The following is a 17485-nucleotide window of genomic DNA, read 5'->3' as shown; positions in this document are numbered from 1 at the left end:
GAGCGCTCATGACCGATACTTCCCGATCCGATGCGCCGCCGAAACTCGATCCCGAGCAGCTGCAATTGCGAGCCTCGCCCCGCCGCGCTGTCCGATTCAGGCGCGGTGTGATCATCGCCATCGCTGCAGTCGGATCCGGTGCCATTCTGGGCGTCACGATGATGGCGCTTCAAGGACCGGCATGGCGTATCAAGCACCAGGCAGAGGACCGCTATAACACCGAGCGCAAGCCACCCGCCGAGGGACTAGAAGCGCTTCCCAAGGACTATTCCGGGATCATGCCGAAGGCCCCTGTGCTCGGACCGCCACTGCCCGGCGACCTCGGTCGCCCCATCCTTGAACGCCAACGTCAGCTCGGCATCGCGCCAGGGCAGGATATCTCCGCCGAGGAGCAGCGCCTTGCCCAGCAAGCAATTGAGGCGCGCGAGTCGCAAGTCTTGTTCCGGATCGACAATCGACCCAGACAGAGAGATGTCGCCGGCGGCGGGCCGAGTGCGCAGCAGCCGTCTGAGGCGCTTCCGCAATCCGGAGCGACGCGCACGTCAGCTTCCGTTGCCCCAGCCGAGGGTGACCAGAACAACCAACAGCGCAAGCTCGATTTTGTCAGTCAGCGAAACACAAGCGGGATCTACAATCCGCATGCGCTGCAGACGCCGGCCTCGCCCTACCAACTGATGGCCGGCAGCGTGATCGCGGCCAGTCTCGTCACCGGCATAAATTCCGACTTGCCTGGCCTTGTCGTCGCGCAGGTCACCGAGAATGTGCACGACACAGTCACCGGCAGCATTGTGCTCATTCCGCAAGGCTCACGCCTCATCGGCACTTATGACAGCGTCGTGGCTTTTGGGCAGAGGCGCGCATTGCTGGTCTGGCAGCGAATAATCCTGCCCGACGGTTCCTCGATCGAAATCGACAATCTGCCAGCGACGGATACTGCCGGCTATGCTGGGCTTGAAGACAAGGTCGATTTTCACACCTGGCAGCTGATCAAGGGAGTTGCTCTAGCGACGCTACTGGGCGTTGGTACCGAGTTGAGCTTTGGGGAAAACGAAAGCGACCTAGTTAAGGCGATCCGGGAATCCACTCAGCAAAACATCAGTCAAGCCGGCCAGCGCATCACCGAAAAGAACCTGAATATTCAACCCACCATTATCGTCCGCCCCGGTTGGCCCCTACGCGTGATTGTACACAAGGATCTTGTGCTGCGCCCATACCCGACTTGAACAGGAGTAATCATGGCAGATCTGAAACTTGGAAAGCTTCCGGACCGGACACCTTCGAAGATGACCATCACCGTTAGCGCGGACCTGAACCAAGCACTCAAGGACTATGCGGCGCTTTACCGCCAGACCTATGGCGAGTCTGAAACGGTAGCGGAACTCATACCTTTCATGCTGGCAGGGTTTCTGGAAGGTGACAGAGCGTTTGCCAAGGCCAGAAAGGAAAGCTTGCCCGCCGGCATGTCAGAGAAATCGCGACGCGTGTCAGGTTCAGATTCCGAGTAATCGAAGCATAAAGTTGGTCAATTGGCGCAGCCGCCCGGGTGCCTAATTTCCCGGCGGTCGCGGCCTACCGATCCGTCATGTAAGGCCTATGCGCGAACTTCGAGCAGCTGGAGGTCAAGTAAGTGCCTGGGCGGCCCGGAAACCGCGAACAGGCGCAGGGCGTGCTAGCCGCACTGATGCATGGTTTCAGACCCGTGGGAACGCCGTGCGGTTGTTACTCAGAATGAGCTCATCTCAAAGGGGCATTCAAGAGCCGCAGCGCTGAGTAGCGGAAGCCGCAATGGGGTGCGTCGCTGACATTCAGTGAAAGACTGGGCCGAACAATCCAACCTGCTTGGGCGGATACGAAGTGGAGCCCTGCCTGCAGGGTTCCGGCGGGTCCCAGCCCTCTGCCATGCGACCCCCTTTGGGAAATACCCGCGTCGTCACAGCATCGTAAAGTGGCGTCATATGCACTATCGAATTGTTAGCTGCTGGTTTCGGCGATTTTGAGGAGGTTCGCGATCGACTGAAGACGGTGACGTTCGTCTGTGGCACTCAGACTGCCACTGAGTGCCTGGCCGTTCCACTTTCGAAATATTTGTCGAACTTCGCTGCAATGCTCCTTACAAAGGGACGACTTTCCGCCGATACGACGTAACTGTCACCTTGGAGTTCAAGCGGTCGAGCAGGGTCGCCAATGGCGATGGAGCTTGCTTGGAAAAGAAGCTTTTGTCCGGCTTCCCCGAAGCGTTCCACCAGATCGGCTGCTGAAAAGCCGAAATCGCACATCAAGCGCTCGATGATCCAGCCGCGAACACGGTCATCTTCGGAAAACGCGATGCCGCGGACCGTGGCCAGATGTCCCCCCTCGACCATGCGTCCATATTCGGCTGTCGACGGCATGTTCTGCGAATAGCCCTGTCGAAACCGGCTGATCGATGACGGCCCGAGCCCGATCAGTGTTTCGCAGCGATCCTCGGTGTAGCCCTGGAAATTGCGGCGGATTGTTCCCGCGCGAGCCGAGACTGCAAGCGCATCATCCGGCCTGGCGAAATGGTCTATTCCAATCGCCTCGTATCCGGCGCCCATGATCAGACGGGCGGCAATTTGCCACTGAGCGAACCGTTCGGCCGGACCCGGCAACCATGCCTCGTCGATCATAGTCTGATGCTTCTTGAACCAGGGCACATGCGCGTAGCCGAACAGCGCCATCCGGTCCGGCTCCAGAGTCAGCGCCTGCGCCACGGTGGAACAGACGCTCTCCCTGGTCTGATGCGGCAGGCCGTAAAGCAAATCGAGGTTCACGGACCCTACGCCGCGAGAGCGAATGCCGTCTACAACCGCCTTGGTCTGCAAAAAGCTCTGCTCGCGATTGATCGCCTTCTGCACCTTCGGATCGAAATCCTGAACGCCGAGGCTCGCCCGCGCCATGCCGATCTCGGCAAGTGTATCAAGGCGGGCTTCGTCCATGTCGTTGGGTTCGATTTCGACGCTGATCTTCGCATCGGCAAGAAAATCGAAGCTATCCCGCAGGACAGTTCCCAAGGCTGTCATATCCTCGGGCTTCAGCATGGTCGGCGAGCCGCCGCCGAAATGCACGGCGCGGACATGGGCCTTGCCGCCGACAAGACCGGCGACAGTCGCGATCTCCGCGTGAAGCGAGCGGAGATACGAAGCCACCGGCTCGTAGCGGCGGGTCTGCTTTGTATGGCACGCACAGAACCAGCACAGCCGGTCGCAATAAGGGATGTGCAGGTAGAGCGAGACCTCGTCACCGCTTTCGAGCGCCTTCAACCAGCTTCGATAGAGATCAGCGTCGACGCCAGGATGGAAATGCGGCGCGGTCGGGTAACTGGTATAACGCGGGACGTTCTCGCCAAGCCTGGCAGCTAATTCCGGTCTCATTTGGTGGTCCGCCGTTTTTGCCTCGCCGGAAGTCTGGACGCGTCGAAGAGCCAATGCCCTGATTTCGGTCAGCCTCCAGCACGGACAAACTGCCGCAAGGATTTCTCTGCCATCGCTTGCTATCCTGTCGAAACTTGGGATCGGTAGCGCGAGCGTAATGACAGTACGGCAAGACATTCACAGTTCCGGCATTCCCGTTCTTTGCCTGTCTTGCGCAGCACGACTTCGCGGCGTCTGCGCTGCGCTCGATCCAAACCATTTGGTTGGGCTCGCCAAAACTTCGTCGCGGCACAAGCTCGAGCCGGGGGTCGAACTGATCGCCGACGCCGAGGCCGTCGACAGCTATTCAAACTTGCTTTCAGGCGTTGTGAAGCTGACGAAGTGCCTTTCGGACGGCCGCCAGCAGATTGTCGGTCTTCGGTTCGCACCGGATTTTCTGGGACGGCCCTTCAAGGTGAAAAGCACGATCAATGTGGAAGCGGCAACCTCCGTCTCGCTGTGCTCGTTTCCGAAGGCGGCCGTTGAACGGATAATGAAGGAATCACCGGGACTCGAGCATCGCCTGCTCAAGCAGACGCTGGACGAACTCGACGAGGCACTTGAATGGATGGTGACTCTCGGGCGCAAGACCGCACCGGAGAAGGTGGCGAGCTTTCTCCTCATGATCGCCCGGAATATGGATTCCAGTATCGACCCGGCGGCTGGGTCGGCATGCTTCGATCTGCCGCTGACACGTGCCGACATCTCTGATTTCCTTGGACTGACGAACGAGACCGTGAGCCGCCAGCTTACGCGATTGCGGGCTGACGGCGTGATCCGGATCGAGAGCAAACGCCATGTAACGGTCGACAGCATGAGCCGGCTGGAGCAGCGCTGCGGCGGCCGAGGCGCGCGGCAACCGGCCTTTGAATGAGACCTAAGCGTCGGGGCCTTCGTCGCTTATTACGATCCGCGGCAGGACATGCTCGCGTTCGAAAGCGATGTGTCGCCGCAAGCCTTCGAAGAAGCCGCGTAGCATGAATCCGACAGCTTCCGCGCTCTCTATCGGATCACCATGACCGATCGCTAGGAGCGTTTCGGCCACCTCGCCAGCGAAGCATTGATCCTCAAGGTGCTCGATGCGCAACCGGCTGGTAGAGGCAAGTTTGGCCTCGGCCGGGGTCAAGTGCGCCTCATACGCAGGGAAAATCACCCTCTCCTCAAACCCATGAATGTCACGGAGCAGCGGAACGATCTTCTTGGCCGTTCCAAGACATTTGAGGCGGTCGACGTTCGGCAGTGCATCGGCAATGCTTTCCAGCGAGAAGCAGAGCTCCAGCTTTTCCCGATGGGCAAGCTTCATGACCTCGCCCGGAATCGCCTCTGTGCCGGCCTGGCGCGAGAAAGCCGCACTTGTCCATGAGCGGGTTGGCCCGTGCTGCGTTTCCTTGTTCAAATCGCCACCTTCTGATTGCACCGAACTCGATGCTGCCCGAAGCAAAATCGTGCGGCTCTGACATGGATCAGGGCGAGCAGGCGGCAACTACGGAATTAATGCACCGCGGATTTGGCGTCCGCGCATTGGAATCCTGGTCGGGGACATGTCATGAAATTCGGCACGGAGATCGTCGTTCTAAGCCTGTTTGCTTTTGCGGCCCTGGTGGCTGCCGGCTTCGGCGTAGAAGGACCTTTTCGCCAGCATATGGGGGTTTTGTTCGTCGCCGTGGCTGGCTTTACCGCGATCCTGCTGCGCAACACAGATTTCAAGCCGGCGGCTCCGGTCGACACCTCCGCCTACATGGATGGCCCAATCCGCTACGGAGCCATTGCAACGGTATTCTGGGGCGTCGTCGGCATGCTCGTCGGTGTGATCATTGCCCTGCAGCTGGCATACCCTCACCTCAACATCCAACCCTGGTTCAATTTCGGCCGGCTGCGGCCGCTGCACACATCCGGCGTCGTCTTTGCTTTCGGCGGCAACGCTTTGCTTTGCACGTCTCTCTATGTCGTGCAGCGCACGTGCCGCGCCCGGCTGTTTGGCGGCAAACTGGCCTGGTTTGTGTTCTGGGGTTACCAGCTGTTCATCGTCATGGCCGCGACCGGCTACCTGCTCGGCATCACCGAGAGCCGCGAATACGCGGAACCCGAATGGTATGTGGACATCTGGCTTACCATCGTCTGGGTCGCCTATCTCATCCTGTTCCTCGGCACGATCCTGAAGCGCAAGGAGCCGCATATCTACGTCGCCAACTGGTTCTACCTGTCCTTCATCGTGACCATCGCGATGTTGCATGTGATCAACAACCTGTCGATGCCGGCCTCCTTCCTCGGCTCGAAGAGCTACTCCGCCTTCTCCGGCGTCCAGGACGCCTTGACGCAATGGTGGTATGGCCACAACGCCGTCGGTTTCTTCCTCACCGCCGGGTTCCTCGGCATGATGTATTATTTCGTGCCCAAGCAGGCGAACCGGCCGGTCTATTCCTACCGCCTGTCGATCGTCCACTTCTGGGCGATCATCTTTCTCTACATCTGGGCCGGCCCGCACCACCTGCATTACACCGCCTTACCCGACTGGGCGCAGACGCTCGGCATGGCGTTCTCGATCATGCTGTGGATGCCGTCATGGGGCGGTATGATCAATGGCCTGATGACGCTGTCTGGCGCCTGGGACAAGCTGCGCACCGATCCGATCATCCGCATGATGGTGATGGCAGTCGCCTTCTACGGCATGTCGACCTTCGAAGGTCCGATTATGTCGATCAAGACGGTCAATTCGCTGTCGCACTACACGGACTGGACCATCGGCCATGTCCATTCCGGCGCGCTCGGCTGGGTTGGCATGATCTCGTTCGGCGCAATCTACTACATGGTGCCGAAACTGTGGAATCGTGAACGTCTCTATTCGCTGCGGCTCGTCACCTGGCACTTCTGGCTGGCGACGCTCGGAATCGTCGTCTACGCCGCGGTGATGTGGGTTTCCGGCATCATGCAGGGCCTGATGTGGCGCGAATACGACGAGCAGGGTTTCCTCGTCTACTCCTTCGCCGAAACCGTCGCCGCCATGCATCCCTTCTACGTCATGCGCGCCATCGGCGGTGCGATGTACCTCACCGGCGCCCTGCTCATGGCCTGGAACGTGACCATGACCATTCTTGGCCACGAGCGCGAAGAGCAACCAATGCCAGGTTCCGAGCCCGCCCTCCGGCCTGCCGAATAGGGAGCCAGACAATGGGCTTGATGGACAAACACGCGATCATCGAGAAGAACGCCACGCTTCTTCTCGTTGGCTCTCTTCTTGTGGTGACCGTCGGCGGCATCGTCGAGATTGCGCCGCTCTTCTATCTCGACAACACGATCGAGAAAGTCGAAGGCATGCGGCCCTACTCGCCACTGGAACTCGCCGGACGCAACATCTATGTGCGCGAGGGCTGCTACCTCTGCCACAGCCAGATGATCAGGCCTTTCCGGGACGAGGTCGAGCGCTACGGCCATTACAGCCTGGCCGCCGAGTCGATGTACGATCATCCCTTCCAATGGGGATCGAAGCGCACCGGGCCCGATCTCGCCCGGGTCGGTGACCGCTATTCGAACGCATGGCACGTCGCACATCTTTCCGATCCACGTTCCGTGGTGCCGGAATCGATCATGCCGAGCTATGCGTTCCTGAAGGACGCTCCGATCGAGGTGAAGGACTTCTCGACGCATCTGGTTGCGAACGCGCGTGTTGGCGTCCCGTACTCCGATGACATGATCGCGCACGCCAATGCCGATCTGATGGCCCAGGCCGACCCGAATGCCGATGCCTCCGGCGTCGAGAAACGCTATCCGAAAGCCAAACTCGGTGATCTGGACGGCAATCCGCAGCAGGTGACCGAGATGGATGCCCTCGTCGCCTATCTGCAAATGCTGGGAACACTGGTCGATTTCAAGACCTATGACGATGCAGCCGGCTACCGCTGAGGGGGACGCAATGAGCTATAATTTGATGCGGGAATTCGCGGACAGCTGGGGTCTGCTTGCCATGGCGCTCTTCTACGTCGGCTGCATTGCCTTTGCCTTGCGTCCCGGCGGCAAAACACAGGCCGATCAAGCCGCCCAGATTCCACTCAAGGACGACTGATCATGAGCAGCGAGCATATCGATGAAGTCTCGGGCATCTCAACGACCGGTCATGAATGGGACGGGATAAGGGAACTCAACAACCCATTGCCCCGATGGTGGGTGATAACCTTCTACATCACCGTCGCTTGGGCGGTGGCTTATACAATTGCGTATCCGGCTTGGCCGATGCTGTCTTCCGCGACCAAGGGTGTGCTTGGCTATTCTAGCCGCAACGCTGTCAAGATTGAGCTGGCGGCTGCCGAAGCCGCCAAGGGCAAATATTTCGCGGCCATCCAGCAGAAGACCGTATCCGAGATTGCAGCCGACGACGCGCTGCGTGAATTCGCGGTAGCGGCCGGCGGAGCTACCTTCAAGGTCAATTGCGTGCAATGCCACGGCTCGGGCGCCCAAGGGTCGAAGGGCTTTCCAAACCTGAACGACGATGACTGGCTGTGGGGCGGCACGACCGAGCAGATCCAGCAAACGATCGCGCACGGCATCCGTTTCGCATCCGACCCGGATACTCGGCAGTCGGAAATGCCCCCCTTCGGTGACATCATCACGCCCGAACAGATCGCACAGGTCGGCGCCTATGTCGCCAGCCTCTCGGGCAAGGTCCAGGATGCAAGTCTTATCGAGCCCGGCGCCAAGGTATTCGCGGAAAACTGCGTCGCCTGTCATGGCGATAATGCGAAAGGCAACAAAGAGCTTGGCGCGCCCAATCTGACCGATGCGATCTGGCTCTACGCACCCGGCGAGACAGCCATCGCCGTCCAAGTCCGCGCGCCGAAGCACGGTGTCATGCCGGCCTGGATCGGGCGTCTCGGCGAGACCAAGGTTAAGGAACTTGCGGTTTATGTCCATTCGCTTGGCGGCGGAGAATAGGAACGGAAGCCTATTCTCGGCCCTCCCCGCCAAGCGACGGGGCCCGGCACGAGTCGGGCCCCGACACCATTCCGGCATGCGGCGATTGACCTGCAGCAAGGCGGCGCGGCCCACACGGCGAAGCGGGCTCACTGCAGACCGGACGTCTGTCGAAGCAGACAAGTCCGTCGCACAACGATGTCATAGGCCGCGCGCGAGTGGAGATGCACGTGCTGGATAAGACGCAGATGGAGCGGCTCGAGGCAAAAGCGGTCAACTCCGCCAAGACACGACAGCCGCTCTATGCTCCGCGCAAGAAAATCTTCCCTAAACGCGCCTCGGGCAGCTTTCGCCGCTTCAAATGGCTGGTGATGGCGATCACGCTGGGCATCTATTATCTGATGCCCTGGTTGCGCTGGGATCGAGGTCCGTTTGCTCCTGATCAGGCCGTGCTGATCGATCTTGCCAACCGCCGTTTCTACGTCTTCTTCATCGAGATATGGCCGCAGGAATTCTACTATGTCGCCGGCCTTCTGATGATGGCCGGCATCGGCCTCTTCCTGATCACGTCCACCGTCGGCCGCGCCTGGTGCGGCTATACCTGCCCGCAGACGGTATGGGTCGATCTTTTCCTAGTCGTGGAGCGGGCGATCGAAGGCGATCGCAACGCTCGCATGAAGCTCGACGCCGGCCGCTGGACCGCGCGCAAACTGGTGCTGCGTGTGTCGAAACACGCCATCTGGCTGGTCATAGCGGCAGCTACCGGCGGCGCCTGGATCCTCTATTTCGCCAATGCGCCGACGCTGATCGGCGACGTATTCAACGGCACCGCCGCTTCGGTCGCCTACGTCACCATCGCGGTGCTAACGGCGACCACCTACACGTTCGGCGGGCTGATGCGCGAGCAAGTCTGCACCTACATGTGCCCGTGGCCGCGCATCCAGGCTGCCATGCTCGACGAGAATTCGCTCACTGTGACCTACAATGACTGGCGTGGCGAACCTCGTTCGCGGCACGCCAAGAAGGTCCAGGCTGCGGGGCAGCCGGTCGGTGACTGCGTCGACTGCAATGCCTGTGTCGCAGTCTGCCCGATGGGGATCGACATTCGCGACGGCCAACAACTCGAATGCATCACTTGCGCGCTGTGCCTTGATGCCTGCGACGGCGTCATGAACAAGCTCGGCAAGGAGCGCGGGCTGATCTCCTATGCGACGCTGTCCGACTACAACGCCAACATGGCGGTGGCGACCGCCGGCGGTTCCTCCCCGGTGACCCCCTCCCTTGTCAGGACGGATGACGGCAAGTTCACCGACAGGTTGGCGCATTTCCATATTAGCAAGATCTTCCGGCCGAGGACCTTCTTCTACATGGGCGCGTGGACGGCGGTCGGGCTTGCCTTGATCTATTCGCTGCTGACGCGCGACCGACTCGAGATCAACGTCCTGCACGACCGCAATCCGCAATTCGTGACCCTGTCCGACGGCTCGATCCGCAACGGTTACACCGTCAAGCTGCTTAACATGATCCCCGAGCCAAGGACGATCGTCGTCACGATGCAGGGCTTGCAGGGAGCCGAAATGAGCGTCGTCGGCAGTGATCTGCCGGCAGCTCGCTTGTTCGCCATCGCGGTCGAACCCGACCGGCTGAACATGCTGAAGGTCTTCGTGCGCCAGCCAGCGGGTGAGGTTCGGCACGCTGCACAAACCTTCAAGTTCCGCGTCGAGGACAGAGCGAGCTTCGAATCGGACGAATACACCGCCACCTTCAACGCACCGGAGATCGCCAGATGAGCACCAATACGCAAAAGACGCGTGAGTTCACCGGCAGGCACATGCTGCTCACCATTCTCGGCTTTTTCGGCGTGATCATCGCGGTCAATCTCACGATGGCGACACTCGCCAGTACGAGCTGGACCGGCCTTGTCGTCGAGAACACCTATGTGGCCAGCCAGCAATTCAACCGAAAGGCCGAGGAAGGGCGCGCGCAGGCGGCACTCGGCTGGACCGGCAAACTGACGATCGCTCGGGGTGAGGTCCGCTACAGCTTGAGCGATGCCACCGGCAAGCCGGTCCCGTTGCATGGCGTCAAGATACTGTTTCGTCATTCCGCCTACGAGGCTGGGGACAAGGCCGTCACTCTCGCCCTCGTCTCGGACCAGGAATTTGCCGCGCAGCACTTGCCAAGGGATGGCGTCTGGATCGTCGAAGTCGACGCCGATGCCGGTCTGACAGAGCCCTATCGCGACGTTCGCCGGATCATGATTTCGCAAGGAGCGCTGCAATGAGCTGTTGTGCACCCAGCGCGGAACTGGCGCTGGATCTGACCAGTACCACATCGGTCCTGCCGTCTAGCCAGGAGATCAGGTTGGCGAGCCGATCGCTTGGCGACAATCTTTGGCAGACCGACCTTTCAGTGCCGACGGTTCACTGCGCGGCGTGCATCCAGGCCATCGAGACGGCTCTCGGAAGGCTCGATCGCGTCGAAGGCGCTCGTGTCAACCTGTCGACGAAACGGGTCGCGATCCGGTGGCGTGGGGACTCTGTGCCTCCGTTTGTCGCCGCGCTGGGACGGCTGGGCTTTCAGGCGCACCTGTTCGAAGCCGACGCTGATAAGAAGGACAAGACGCTTGCCGAGCTGATCCGCGCGGTCGCGGTCGCCGGGTTCGCCGCCGGCAACATCATGCTTCTTTCGGTCTCGGTCTGGTCCGGCGCCGAAGGTGCTACCCGCGACCTGTTTCACTGGGTCTCTGCATTGATCGCCATCCCGGCGCTCACCTTTGCCGGCGGCATCTTCTTCCGCTCGGCCTGGAATGCACTGCGCCACGGCCGCATGAACATGGACGTGCCGATCGCGGTTGGGGTGTCGCTCGCTTATGCCATGAGCCTCTACGAGACGATCAATCATGGCGATCACGCCTATTTCGACGCGTCCGTATCCCTGCTGTTTTTCCTGTTGATCGGCCGCACCCTGGATCACGTCATGCGCGAACGGGCACGGACCGCCGTGAAAGGCCTGTCCCAGTTGGCCGCACGTGGCGCCATGGTGCTGCGCGGCGATGGCGCGCGCGACTACCTGCCGGTTGGCGAGATCGAACCGGGCATGCAACTGCTGGTCGCCGCCGGCGAAAGGGTGCCTGTCGACAGCAGGGTCATTCGCGGCGCGTCGGATCTCGACTGCTCGCTGGTTTCCGGCGAGAGCACACCGAAAACGGTGGCGTCCGGGGAACAGGTTCAGGCCGGCACGCTCAATCTTACCGGCCCGCTGACCATCGAAGCGACCGCTGCCGCAAAGGACTCCTTCCTGGCGGAAATGGTTCGGCTGATGGAAGCCGCCGAAGGTGGTCGTGCGCACTATCGGCGGATCGCGGACCGTGTCTCGGCGCTCTACGCGCCGGTGGTCCATCTCACCGCCTTCGTGACGTTCCTTGGCTGGATGGCGGAAACCGGCGACTGGCACCGGGCAGTGACGATCGCGATCGCCGTTCTCATCATCACATGCCCGTGCGCGCTCGGTCTGGCCGTGCCGATCGTGCAAGTGGTCGCGGCGCGCCGCTTGTTCGAAGCCGGCATGATGGTCAAGGACGGATCGGCCATGGAGCGCCTGGCCGCGATAGACGTGGCGGTATTCGACAAGACGGGCACGCTAACGCTCGGTCAGCCCAGGCTGGTCAACGCGTCGACCATCGATCCGGCGATGCTGGCGATCGCAGCCGACATGGCGGCGTACTCCCGTCACCCGTTCTCGAAGGCCATCGCCGCATTCGCGGGTTTTGCCGGCCAGCCTAAGCTGGAAGCCGTCAGCGAGCACCCGGGTCTCGGCATCGAAGCGACGACCGCGGACAGCACCTGGCGTCTTGGCCGGCGCGGCTGGGCCGGATGGAAAGCCCGGTCCGGTGGCGAAGGCAAGTATGGCGGCTATGGCGGGACGGTGCTCTCGAAGAATGGGAGGATCGTCGCCTCCTTCACGTTCGAGGACGCTACGCGCGCCGACGCCAAGGCGGCGGTCGGGCAATTGAAGGATGCCGGCGTGTCGGTCGAAATGCTGTCCGGGGATATAGCCCATGCCTGCGGCGAGGTTGCCGGGACGTTGGATATCGAGAGTTTCGTTCCGGCGCTGCTTCCCTCCGGCAAGGTTGAGCGGATCGAGGTGCTGGCCAGGGCGGGCCACAAGGTTCTGATGGTGGGCGACGGGCTCAACGACACGCCGGCCCTCGCTGCCGCGCATGTCTCGATCGCGCCGGCAACCGCCGCCGATGTCGGCCGCAACGCCGCCGATTTCGTCTTCCTGCGCGAAAGCCTGCTGGCGGTGCCCCTGGCGCTGGATGTCTCGCGGCAAGCGGGAAGGCTGATCCGGCAGAATATCGCCATTGCGATCGTCTACAACGCTGTCGCCGTGCCGATTGCCATTCTCGGGCACGTCACGCCGTTGATCGCGGCGATCGCGATGTCGGCCTCATCGCTGCTGGTCATCGGAAACGCGCTGCGCCTGCAGGGCTTTAGGCTCGCCGAGCTGACGAGGGCTTCTTCGGCAACGCATTCCGGCATTCACCCATCAGCGCGGTCATCATGACGATACTCGTCTACCTCATGCCAGTCGCCCTATTTCTTGGCGCACTGGGGCTGACTGGCTTTCTGTGGGCGTTGAAGAGTGGCCAATATGAGGATCTTGACGGAGCCGCTGAGCGCATCCTCCGGGACGACAAGCCGGAACGCTGAGCCAGACCGCTGTTCCTGACGCTGTGCTGACGCCTCCCGTCAGCCGACTCGGAAAAACGATTGAAGCTCCACAACCAGTTAAGCCGCTTGACGTAGATTTGAAAAGCCCCTGTCCCTCGAAGGACTGCGTCGCCGGTTCCGCCCCAACATAGACGCGGCCAATGTCATAACGTACGCAAAGCTGATGTTCATGTTCACGATAGGTGCGGACACGGGGTTGCAGTTACACTTGTTTGGGTTCAACTGCAGGTTTCGTGCACCCAATTTCGTCCAGATAATCGGCCCACCACTGCATCATACTGACGCGCTTTTCCCAATGCTCTGCCCTGGCGTAAGCGCGCCGAACGTCGTTCTTTTCAATATGGGTCAGCTGTCTCTCTTGCGTCTGGATGCCACTTGCCGCATTCATTCAACAGAGTTGATGCCGTTGCTCGGAAACCGTGAGCCGTTGCTTCTTTCTTGCTGTAACCCATGCGACGCAGGGCGGCGTTAAGTGTATTGTCGGAAATCGGACGAGAACCCGATCGCACACTTGGAAACAGCAGCGCCTCGCTGCCGGAAATGTCTCTGAGATCGGTCAGGATTTTGATGACCTGCCTCGAAAGTGCAACGCGGTGCCGCCGCCGCATTTTCATACGTGCTTCCGGGATGGTCCACACCGAACCTTTGAAGTCGAACTCTTCCTATCCGGCGGCTCGCAACTCGCCGGGGCGGGGAAACAGTAGGCGCAGTTATGCGACGCTAAGTTTCCGGAAATAGCTTAGGAAACAGTTCGTCCAACGTGTCGACCGGGAAGCGTAGCGATACCGGTCCTTTCGGGGTATCGGACGCAAGCAGGCCAAGCTCGAGCACCTCGGTAAACACGCGGCGGGCCGTACGTTCCGGCAAGCCAGCGATACGTGAGGCCTCACCGCGATCGAACTCGCCGCGCAGAAGCGCCTCCTCGATCAGCCGGAAAGCTTCGGGCTTCAGGTCGTAGCGTTGAACGAACCGCTGCAGGCGCCGGGCTAGTTGGTTCAAATCGAACAGGCTCGACATGAAACTGACCTGGTCGATACATACGCGTAGAAACCATAAGGTAAAATCCGGCAGCGCCCGCATAGAAAGATTACCGCGGCCGTCGCGATCGCCTTGGCGTGGCATGTCGGCGTGATCCATCATGCGTTTATAGTCGCCGCGGCTTTCCAGACCCCGCGCCAGGCCTCGGGAAATCGACCACAGCCCATGCGCGGCGATTCCTGCCTCATGGGCCATGGCGTGACTCATCAAGCGGCTGACGCGTCCATTGCCGTCTGGGAAGGGATGAATGTAATTGAACCGATGATGCGCGGCCGGAATCGCCAATATCCTAGCCGCTTTGCCCGTACGTTGGAAGCGGTACCGGCTAGCGAAATGCTCCATGAACGCTTCGACGCGATCGCTTGACGGCGGCTGGTGGCGGCCGACAGTGACATCATGTTCGGGCTGTGATCGCCACCGACCCGGAACCATCAAGAATTCTCTGTCTGCGCCGCGAATGCGCAACATCGCCTCATCGGCGTCACGGTAGAATTCCGCATGCAGCCAGCGCAAAAAATCAAGCGAAGCCGGTTCTGGGAGCTGACCCTCTGCGGCCAGGCGATCGATTTCCCCCTGCAGTCGAACATGGGCCGCGGCTTCCACCTGCAGGTTGCGTCGTTCCTGGTCTTTGTCGAATTCGCCGGCGAGGGCGCGTTCGATGTCGCGGGGGCGCGTGTTGTGGCCCTCGATCAGGTTGCTGTAATAGGTGTTCATGATGCGCACGAGATCCGCCAGGTTCGCGGCCGTGCGCGGATGCAGCTTGGCGCCGAGAACCGCCGAGCTTGCTGACAGCTCAGCCAGCGCGTCGGAGATAGGCTCCGCAACGTCTTCCAGGCGCGCCGGCTCGATGCGCTGTACGGTCTCTTCCATGATTGGCCGATGTTAGATCGCGCTAAGTACGTATATGTCAACAGAAATTTTAGCTGAGCGCCCATAACTGGCCGATCATTTGGCCGATGTTAGGCGCTACCTCAGCTTCACCGAGACGGTTGATCGACGACGCCAATGCCGATGCCGATGATGGCCGATATTCGCTATGCTTAGCGCATTGATAGCATATACGAATTTGCGATCGGTAGGTCGATTTGGCCGATCGCTTGGCCGAACTTCGCCGGTCGCGCCGGCTAGGATATACGACCAGGAAAATACAGGCGACTCCAAATGATTCTCCAGAGATTGCGGAAGCACGCGACGCTGCGACCAGGCTGCGCGAGGACTCGAACGAGGCAGCCCAATATCTGCTGAGCTCTGCGAGCGCGTGTGGAAGCCCGATGCGGGCCGCCAGGTTCTCACCTTTGCGTTTGAGCGCGATCCATTCGCTCTCAAATCGCAACTGGCGTCTTTGACGCTGGATTTGAACCCACAATAGGTACGCGCCGACAAGAGCAAATACGCCTGCACAACGTCTGGAAAGCTCGCGCGTTGCCACAATATCTCGAGCAGGCCGAAGCACACGTCTTCGTCGCGGGCGGCACTCTTTCCCCAATAGGCGAATGGGCGGCGTCAACCGGACACATCTCCATCAGCGTGCCATCGAGGTTCGGAATCCAGAGGTGCCAGGATCGGTCCTCCCAAGAGCGGCATCATGTTGATGACCCGACCATTCAAGGTTTCGATGTTGAGATGTCGCAGCTTTTTCAACTCGGAGAGCTTCGCTTTCTCCATCAGGGGTGTTCTCGCGTGAGAGACAAAACCGCGTGATTGTTACGGGCATGGTTGGGTGGGAAATACCATCTGTCGCCTTCCGGTGATGCCGCGAATGGTCGCATTTGACCCCGGCAGTCCAAAACACCGCGCAAACGGAAGGCTCTTCCATCAATCCGGTCATTCGAGGATCGGGTCCGCGTGGCTCGATGTAGCAGCCATCCTGGCCTCAAGGCGCGCGGCCTTTTCAGGCGTGTCGATGTATTGAGATAACCTCGGCCGGGGACCGAAAACATTCCGGCAGATGATATGCACCTCTTTCCCAAGTCGCCGCACTCTAGTGGTGATGGTCGGCACGATCGCGCCATGGGCGCGGATCAGGTCGTCGCTAGAGCGATCCTGGCCGATGGTCATGCGATAGGAAAACTGCGCGATCGTGCGATTGAGTTGCCGCACCTTGTGGCTGTCGGAGATATCGCGATGGCGCGAGATCATGTTCACCGGCCCGCGCTTGCTGGAACCGCGCACAAGCATGTGCGCCGAAACCGGGAAGATCAGCTCGACCTCGCCGGAATGCTCGTAAGGCGTACGCGCATGGAACGCCTGACGCGGATCGTAGCTGCAGACCGGATTGTCCGATGTGAGGAAAGGCGTGCTTGTCCTGTTGTGGAGCACCTCGAAGCCGAGGCGGAAACAGAGGTCGCCGAAATCCTTGAACTCACCTTTCATTGCCAGCAGCGTTTCATGTGGGTTGACGCCTATCGGCACGGTGTCGAACTGGCCCGCATAGCGCTCGAGCGGCGGAGGAAGGACGCCGAGTTCTTCGCCGATCTTGTGCTCGCAGCGAATTTTGGCCTCGATCATCAGCGCGTGCCGATCGCGCGTCGCCGGAACACGCGCGCGCAAGATCGTTTGCATGCCGAGCACGTTGAAGGAGATGGCGGCCGACAGGCGGCGTGCCGCGAGCGCCCGCACCGTTTCCGGCCATCCGGTCTCGATGGTGTTCCACAGATCCTCGAAACAATGGTTTTCCTGACCACCCCCGGGCAGCTTCTGGGAATAGTAGTCTCGCTCGAAACCAATGGCCCGTGGATTCATTGGCGGCAGCGGGTCTTCGGGCGCCTCGCAAAGATAGGCCAGCACTCGGCCCCGGTCATCCGCGAAGCCGTTCATATAGACGGCCGAGATAAAGTGATGTCGGCGGTTGGTCCGGTTGGCATTGCTCCCCACGGGATTGATCATGCTGAACGGCCGCACATCATCATCTACGGGCACGTTGCCCCATGCGCCGAAGTATCTGGGAGCCCTCGCCATTTGCGCTTGCGTGCTCCTTTTGTCCTTAATTCTTACGCACCAGACAATATCTGATCTGATTCTTATGAACGCGACCACAGAATCTTCTTGGCATTGCTCATATCTGACTGAAGTATCGAGCAAATTGCAGGCCTGCAGCACGGCGGCGCAGCCTATCTGGAGCGTCCGCTTAGCGCCTCGATTTCCCTCATTCCCAACCCCAGCCAGCGATCCTGAAAGCCGCCGTCCGAGCAGCTTGGTGTACGACGCCATCTCGACGACCGAAGTCGCCCTTGTGCCCAGACCTCACGGCCAGCTTGAGAGTGGTGCGCCAATCGCGGTTGCGGAGGGCTTTCAATTTTTGGGATTCAACGTCGAGCTGTACCTTATTGCTAAGGTGTGACCGCGGCCGGGCCTCTGGAGGGTGCTGACCAAGCA

Annotated in this window: 17 protein-coding genes and 1 pseudogene; 12 read left to right on the top strand and 6 right to left on the bottom strand. The window is 60.4% G+C overall.

The genetic code is table 11. The features are described from left to right. The first annotated feature begins 8 nt into the window (after window positions 1-8). Entirely contained in the window at window positions 9-1223 is a 1215-nt protein-coding gene (locus JG743_RS29630) for a TrbI/VirB10 family protein (RefSeq protein WP_202295863.1), read from the top strand. 12 nt (window positions 1224-1235) lie between these two features. Next, window positions 1236-1505, top strand: a complete 270-nt coding sequence (locus JG743_RS29625; protein WP_010914026.1) for a DUF2274 domain-containing protein — start codon at window positions 1236-1238, stop codon at window positions 1503-1505. A gap of 537 nt (window positions 1506-2042) precedes the next feature. On the opposite strand, the gene hemN is transcribed toward JG743_RS29625, so the two are convergent. After that, window positions 2043-3392 (bottom strand): oxygen-independent coproporphyrinogen III oxidase, encoded by a 1350-nt coding sequence (hemN, locus tag JG743_RS29620; protein WP_202303087.1) that lies wholly within the window; start codon window positions 3390-3392, stop codon window positions 2043-2045. A gap of 157 nt (window positions 3393-3549) precedes the next feature. On the opposite strand from hemN, the gene JG743_RS29615 reads away from it, so the two are divergent. Further along, the gene (locus JG743_RS29615) at window positions 3550-4305 is read left to right on the top strand and encodes a Crp/Fnr family transcriptional regulator (RefSeq protein WP_202295860.1); all 756 of its coding nucleotides are present in this window, start codon (window positions 3550-3552) and stop codon (window positions 4303-4305) included. A 3-nt stretch (window positions 4306-4308) separates the two neighbouring features. On the opposite strand, the gene JG743_RS29610 is transcribed toward JG743_RS29615, so the two are convergent. Beyond that, entirely contained in the window at window positions 4309-4848 is a 540-nt protein-coding gene (locus JG743_RS29610) for a hemerythrin domain-containing protein (RefSeq protein ID WP_010914029.1), read from the bottom strand. A 129-nt stretch (window positions 4849-4977) separates the two neighbouring features. Here JG743_RS29610 and ccoN point away from each other — a divergent pair, with 129 nt between their 5' ends. The 8 genes from ccoN (at window position 4978) to ccoS (ending at window position 13051) form a co-directional block, all read left to right on the top strand. After that, window positions 4978-6588, top strand: a complete 1611-nt coding sequence (gene ccoN / locus JG743_RS29605) for a cytochrome-c oxidase, cbb3-type subunit I (RefSeq protein WP_202295857.1) — start codon at window positions 4978-4980, stop codon at window positions 6586-6588. An 11-nt stretch (window positions 6589-6599) separates the two neighbouring features. Next, entirely contained in the window at window positions 6600-7331 is a 732-nt protein-coding gene (gene ccoO, locus JG743_RS29600) for a cytochrome-c oxidase, cbb3-type subunit II (protein ID WP_010914031.1), read from the top strand. A gap of 10 nt (window positions 7332-7341) precedes the next feature. Continuing rightward, the gene (locus JG743_RS29595; protein WP_202295854.1) at window positions 7342-7491 is read left to right on the top strand and encodes a cbb3-type cytochrome c oxidase subunit 3; all 150 of its coding nucleotides are present in this window, start codon (window positions 7342-7344) and stop codon (window positions 7489-7491) included. Between the two features lie 2 nt (window positions 7492-7493). Beyond that, window positions 7494-8357: a cytochrome-c oxidase, cbb3-type subunit III gene (ccoP, locus tag JG743_RS29590; protein WP_202295850.1), complete on the top strand. Its 864-nt coding sequence runs from the start codon at window positions 7494-7496 to the stop codon at window positions 8355-8357. Between the two features lie 203 nt (window positions 8358-8560). Beyond that, window positions 8561-10126: a cytochrome c oxidase accessory protein CcoG gene (gene ccoG / locus JG743_RS29585; protein WP_446720450.1), complete on the top strand. Its 1566-nt coding sequence runs from the start codon at window positions 8561-8563 to the stop codon at window positions 10124-10126. Further along, window positions 10123-10620, top strand: a complete 498-nt coding sequence (locus tag JG743_RS29580; protein WP_202295843.1) for a FixH family protein — start codon at window positions 10123-10125, stop codon at window positions 10618-10620. The genes ccoG and JG743_RS29580 overlap by 4 nt, the downstream gene beginning before the upstream one ends. Next, on the top strand, window positions 10617-12905 hold the full coding sequence (locus JG743_RS29575) for a heavy metal translocating P-type ATPase (protein WP_202295840.1): 2289 nt from the start codon (window positions 10617-10619) through the stop codon (window positions 12903-12905). Before JG743_RS29580 ends, JG743_RS29575 begins: the two co-directional genes overlap by 4 nt. Then, window positions 12902-13051, top strand: coding sequence for a cbb3-type cytochrome oxidase assembly protein CcoS (gene ccoS, locus JG743_RS29570; protein ID WP_006329249.1), 150 nt, complete (start codon window positions 12902-12904; stop codon window positions 13049-13051). The genes JG743_RS29575 and ccoS overlap by 4 nt, the downstream gene beginning before the upstream one ends. Window positions 13052-13274: 223 nt before the next feature. Here the strand turns inward: ccoS and JG743_RS29565 are convergent. The 4 genes and pseudogenes from JG743_RS29565 to JG743_RS29550 form a co-directional block, all read right to left on the bottom strand. Beyond that, window positions 13275-13782 (bottom strand): annotated as a pseudogene (locus tag JG743_RS29565) (tyrosine-type recombinase/integrase); the annotation flags it as partial. Between the two features lie 10 nt (window positions 13783-13792). Then, window positions 13793-14980, bottom strand: coding sequence for a Fic family protein (locus JG743_RS29560; RefSeq protein ID WP_202295837.1), 1188 nt, complete (start codon window positions 14978-14980; stop codon window positions 13793-13795). 633 nt (window positions 14981-15613) lie between these two features. Next, window positions 15614-15775 carry a hypothetical protein gene (locus JG743_RS29555; protein ID WP_202295834.1) on the bottom strand — a complete coding sequence of 54 codons (162 nt, stop codon included), beginning with the start codon at window positions 15773-15775 and terminating at the stop codon, window positions 15614-15616. A gap of 159 nt (window positions 15776-15934) precedes the next feature. After that, a complete protein-coding gene (locus JG743_RS29550) occupies window positions 15935-16996 on the bottom strand; it encodes a DUF4238 domain-containing protein (RefSeq protein ID WP_244672972.1) in 1062 nt (353 codons plus the stop codon). Between JG743_RS29550 and JG743_RS29545 the strand changes: the two genes are divergently transcribed. Continuing rightward, window positions 16995-17450 carry a hypothetical protein gene (locus JG743_RS29545; RefSeq protein ID WP_202303182.1) on the top strand — a complete coding sequence of 152 codons (456 nt, stop codon included), beginning with the start codon at window positions 16995-16997 and terminating at the stop codon, window positions 17448-17450. The two genes, JG743_RS29550 and JG743_RS29545, sit on opposite strands and share 2 nt — an antisense overlap. Window positions 17451-17485: the final 35 nt, after the last annotated feature.

Origin of the sequence: Mesorhizobium sp. 131-2-1 (assembly GCF_016756535.1) — a bacterium.
GTDB lineage: Bacteria > Pseudomonadota > Alphaproteobacteria > Rhizobiales > Rhizobiaceae > Mesorhizobium.
Note: the sequence above shows the minus strand (reverse complement) of the source record. Positions and strands in the feature narration are given on the sequence as shown.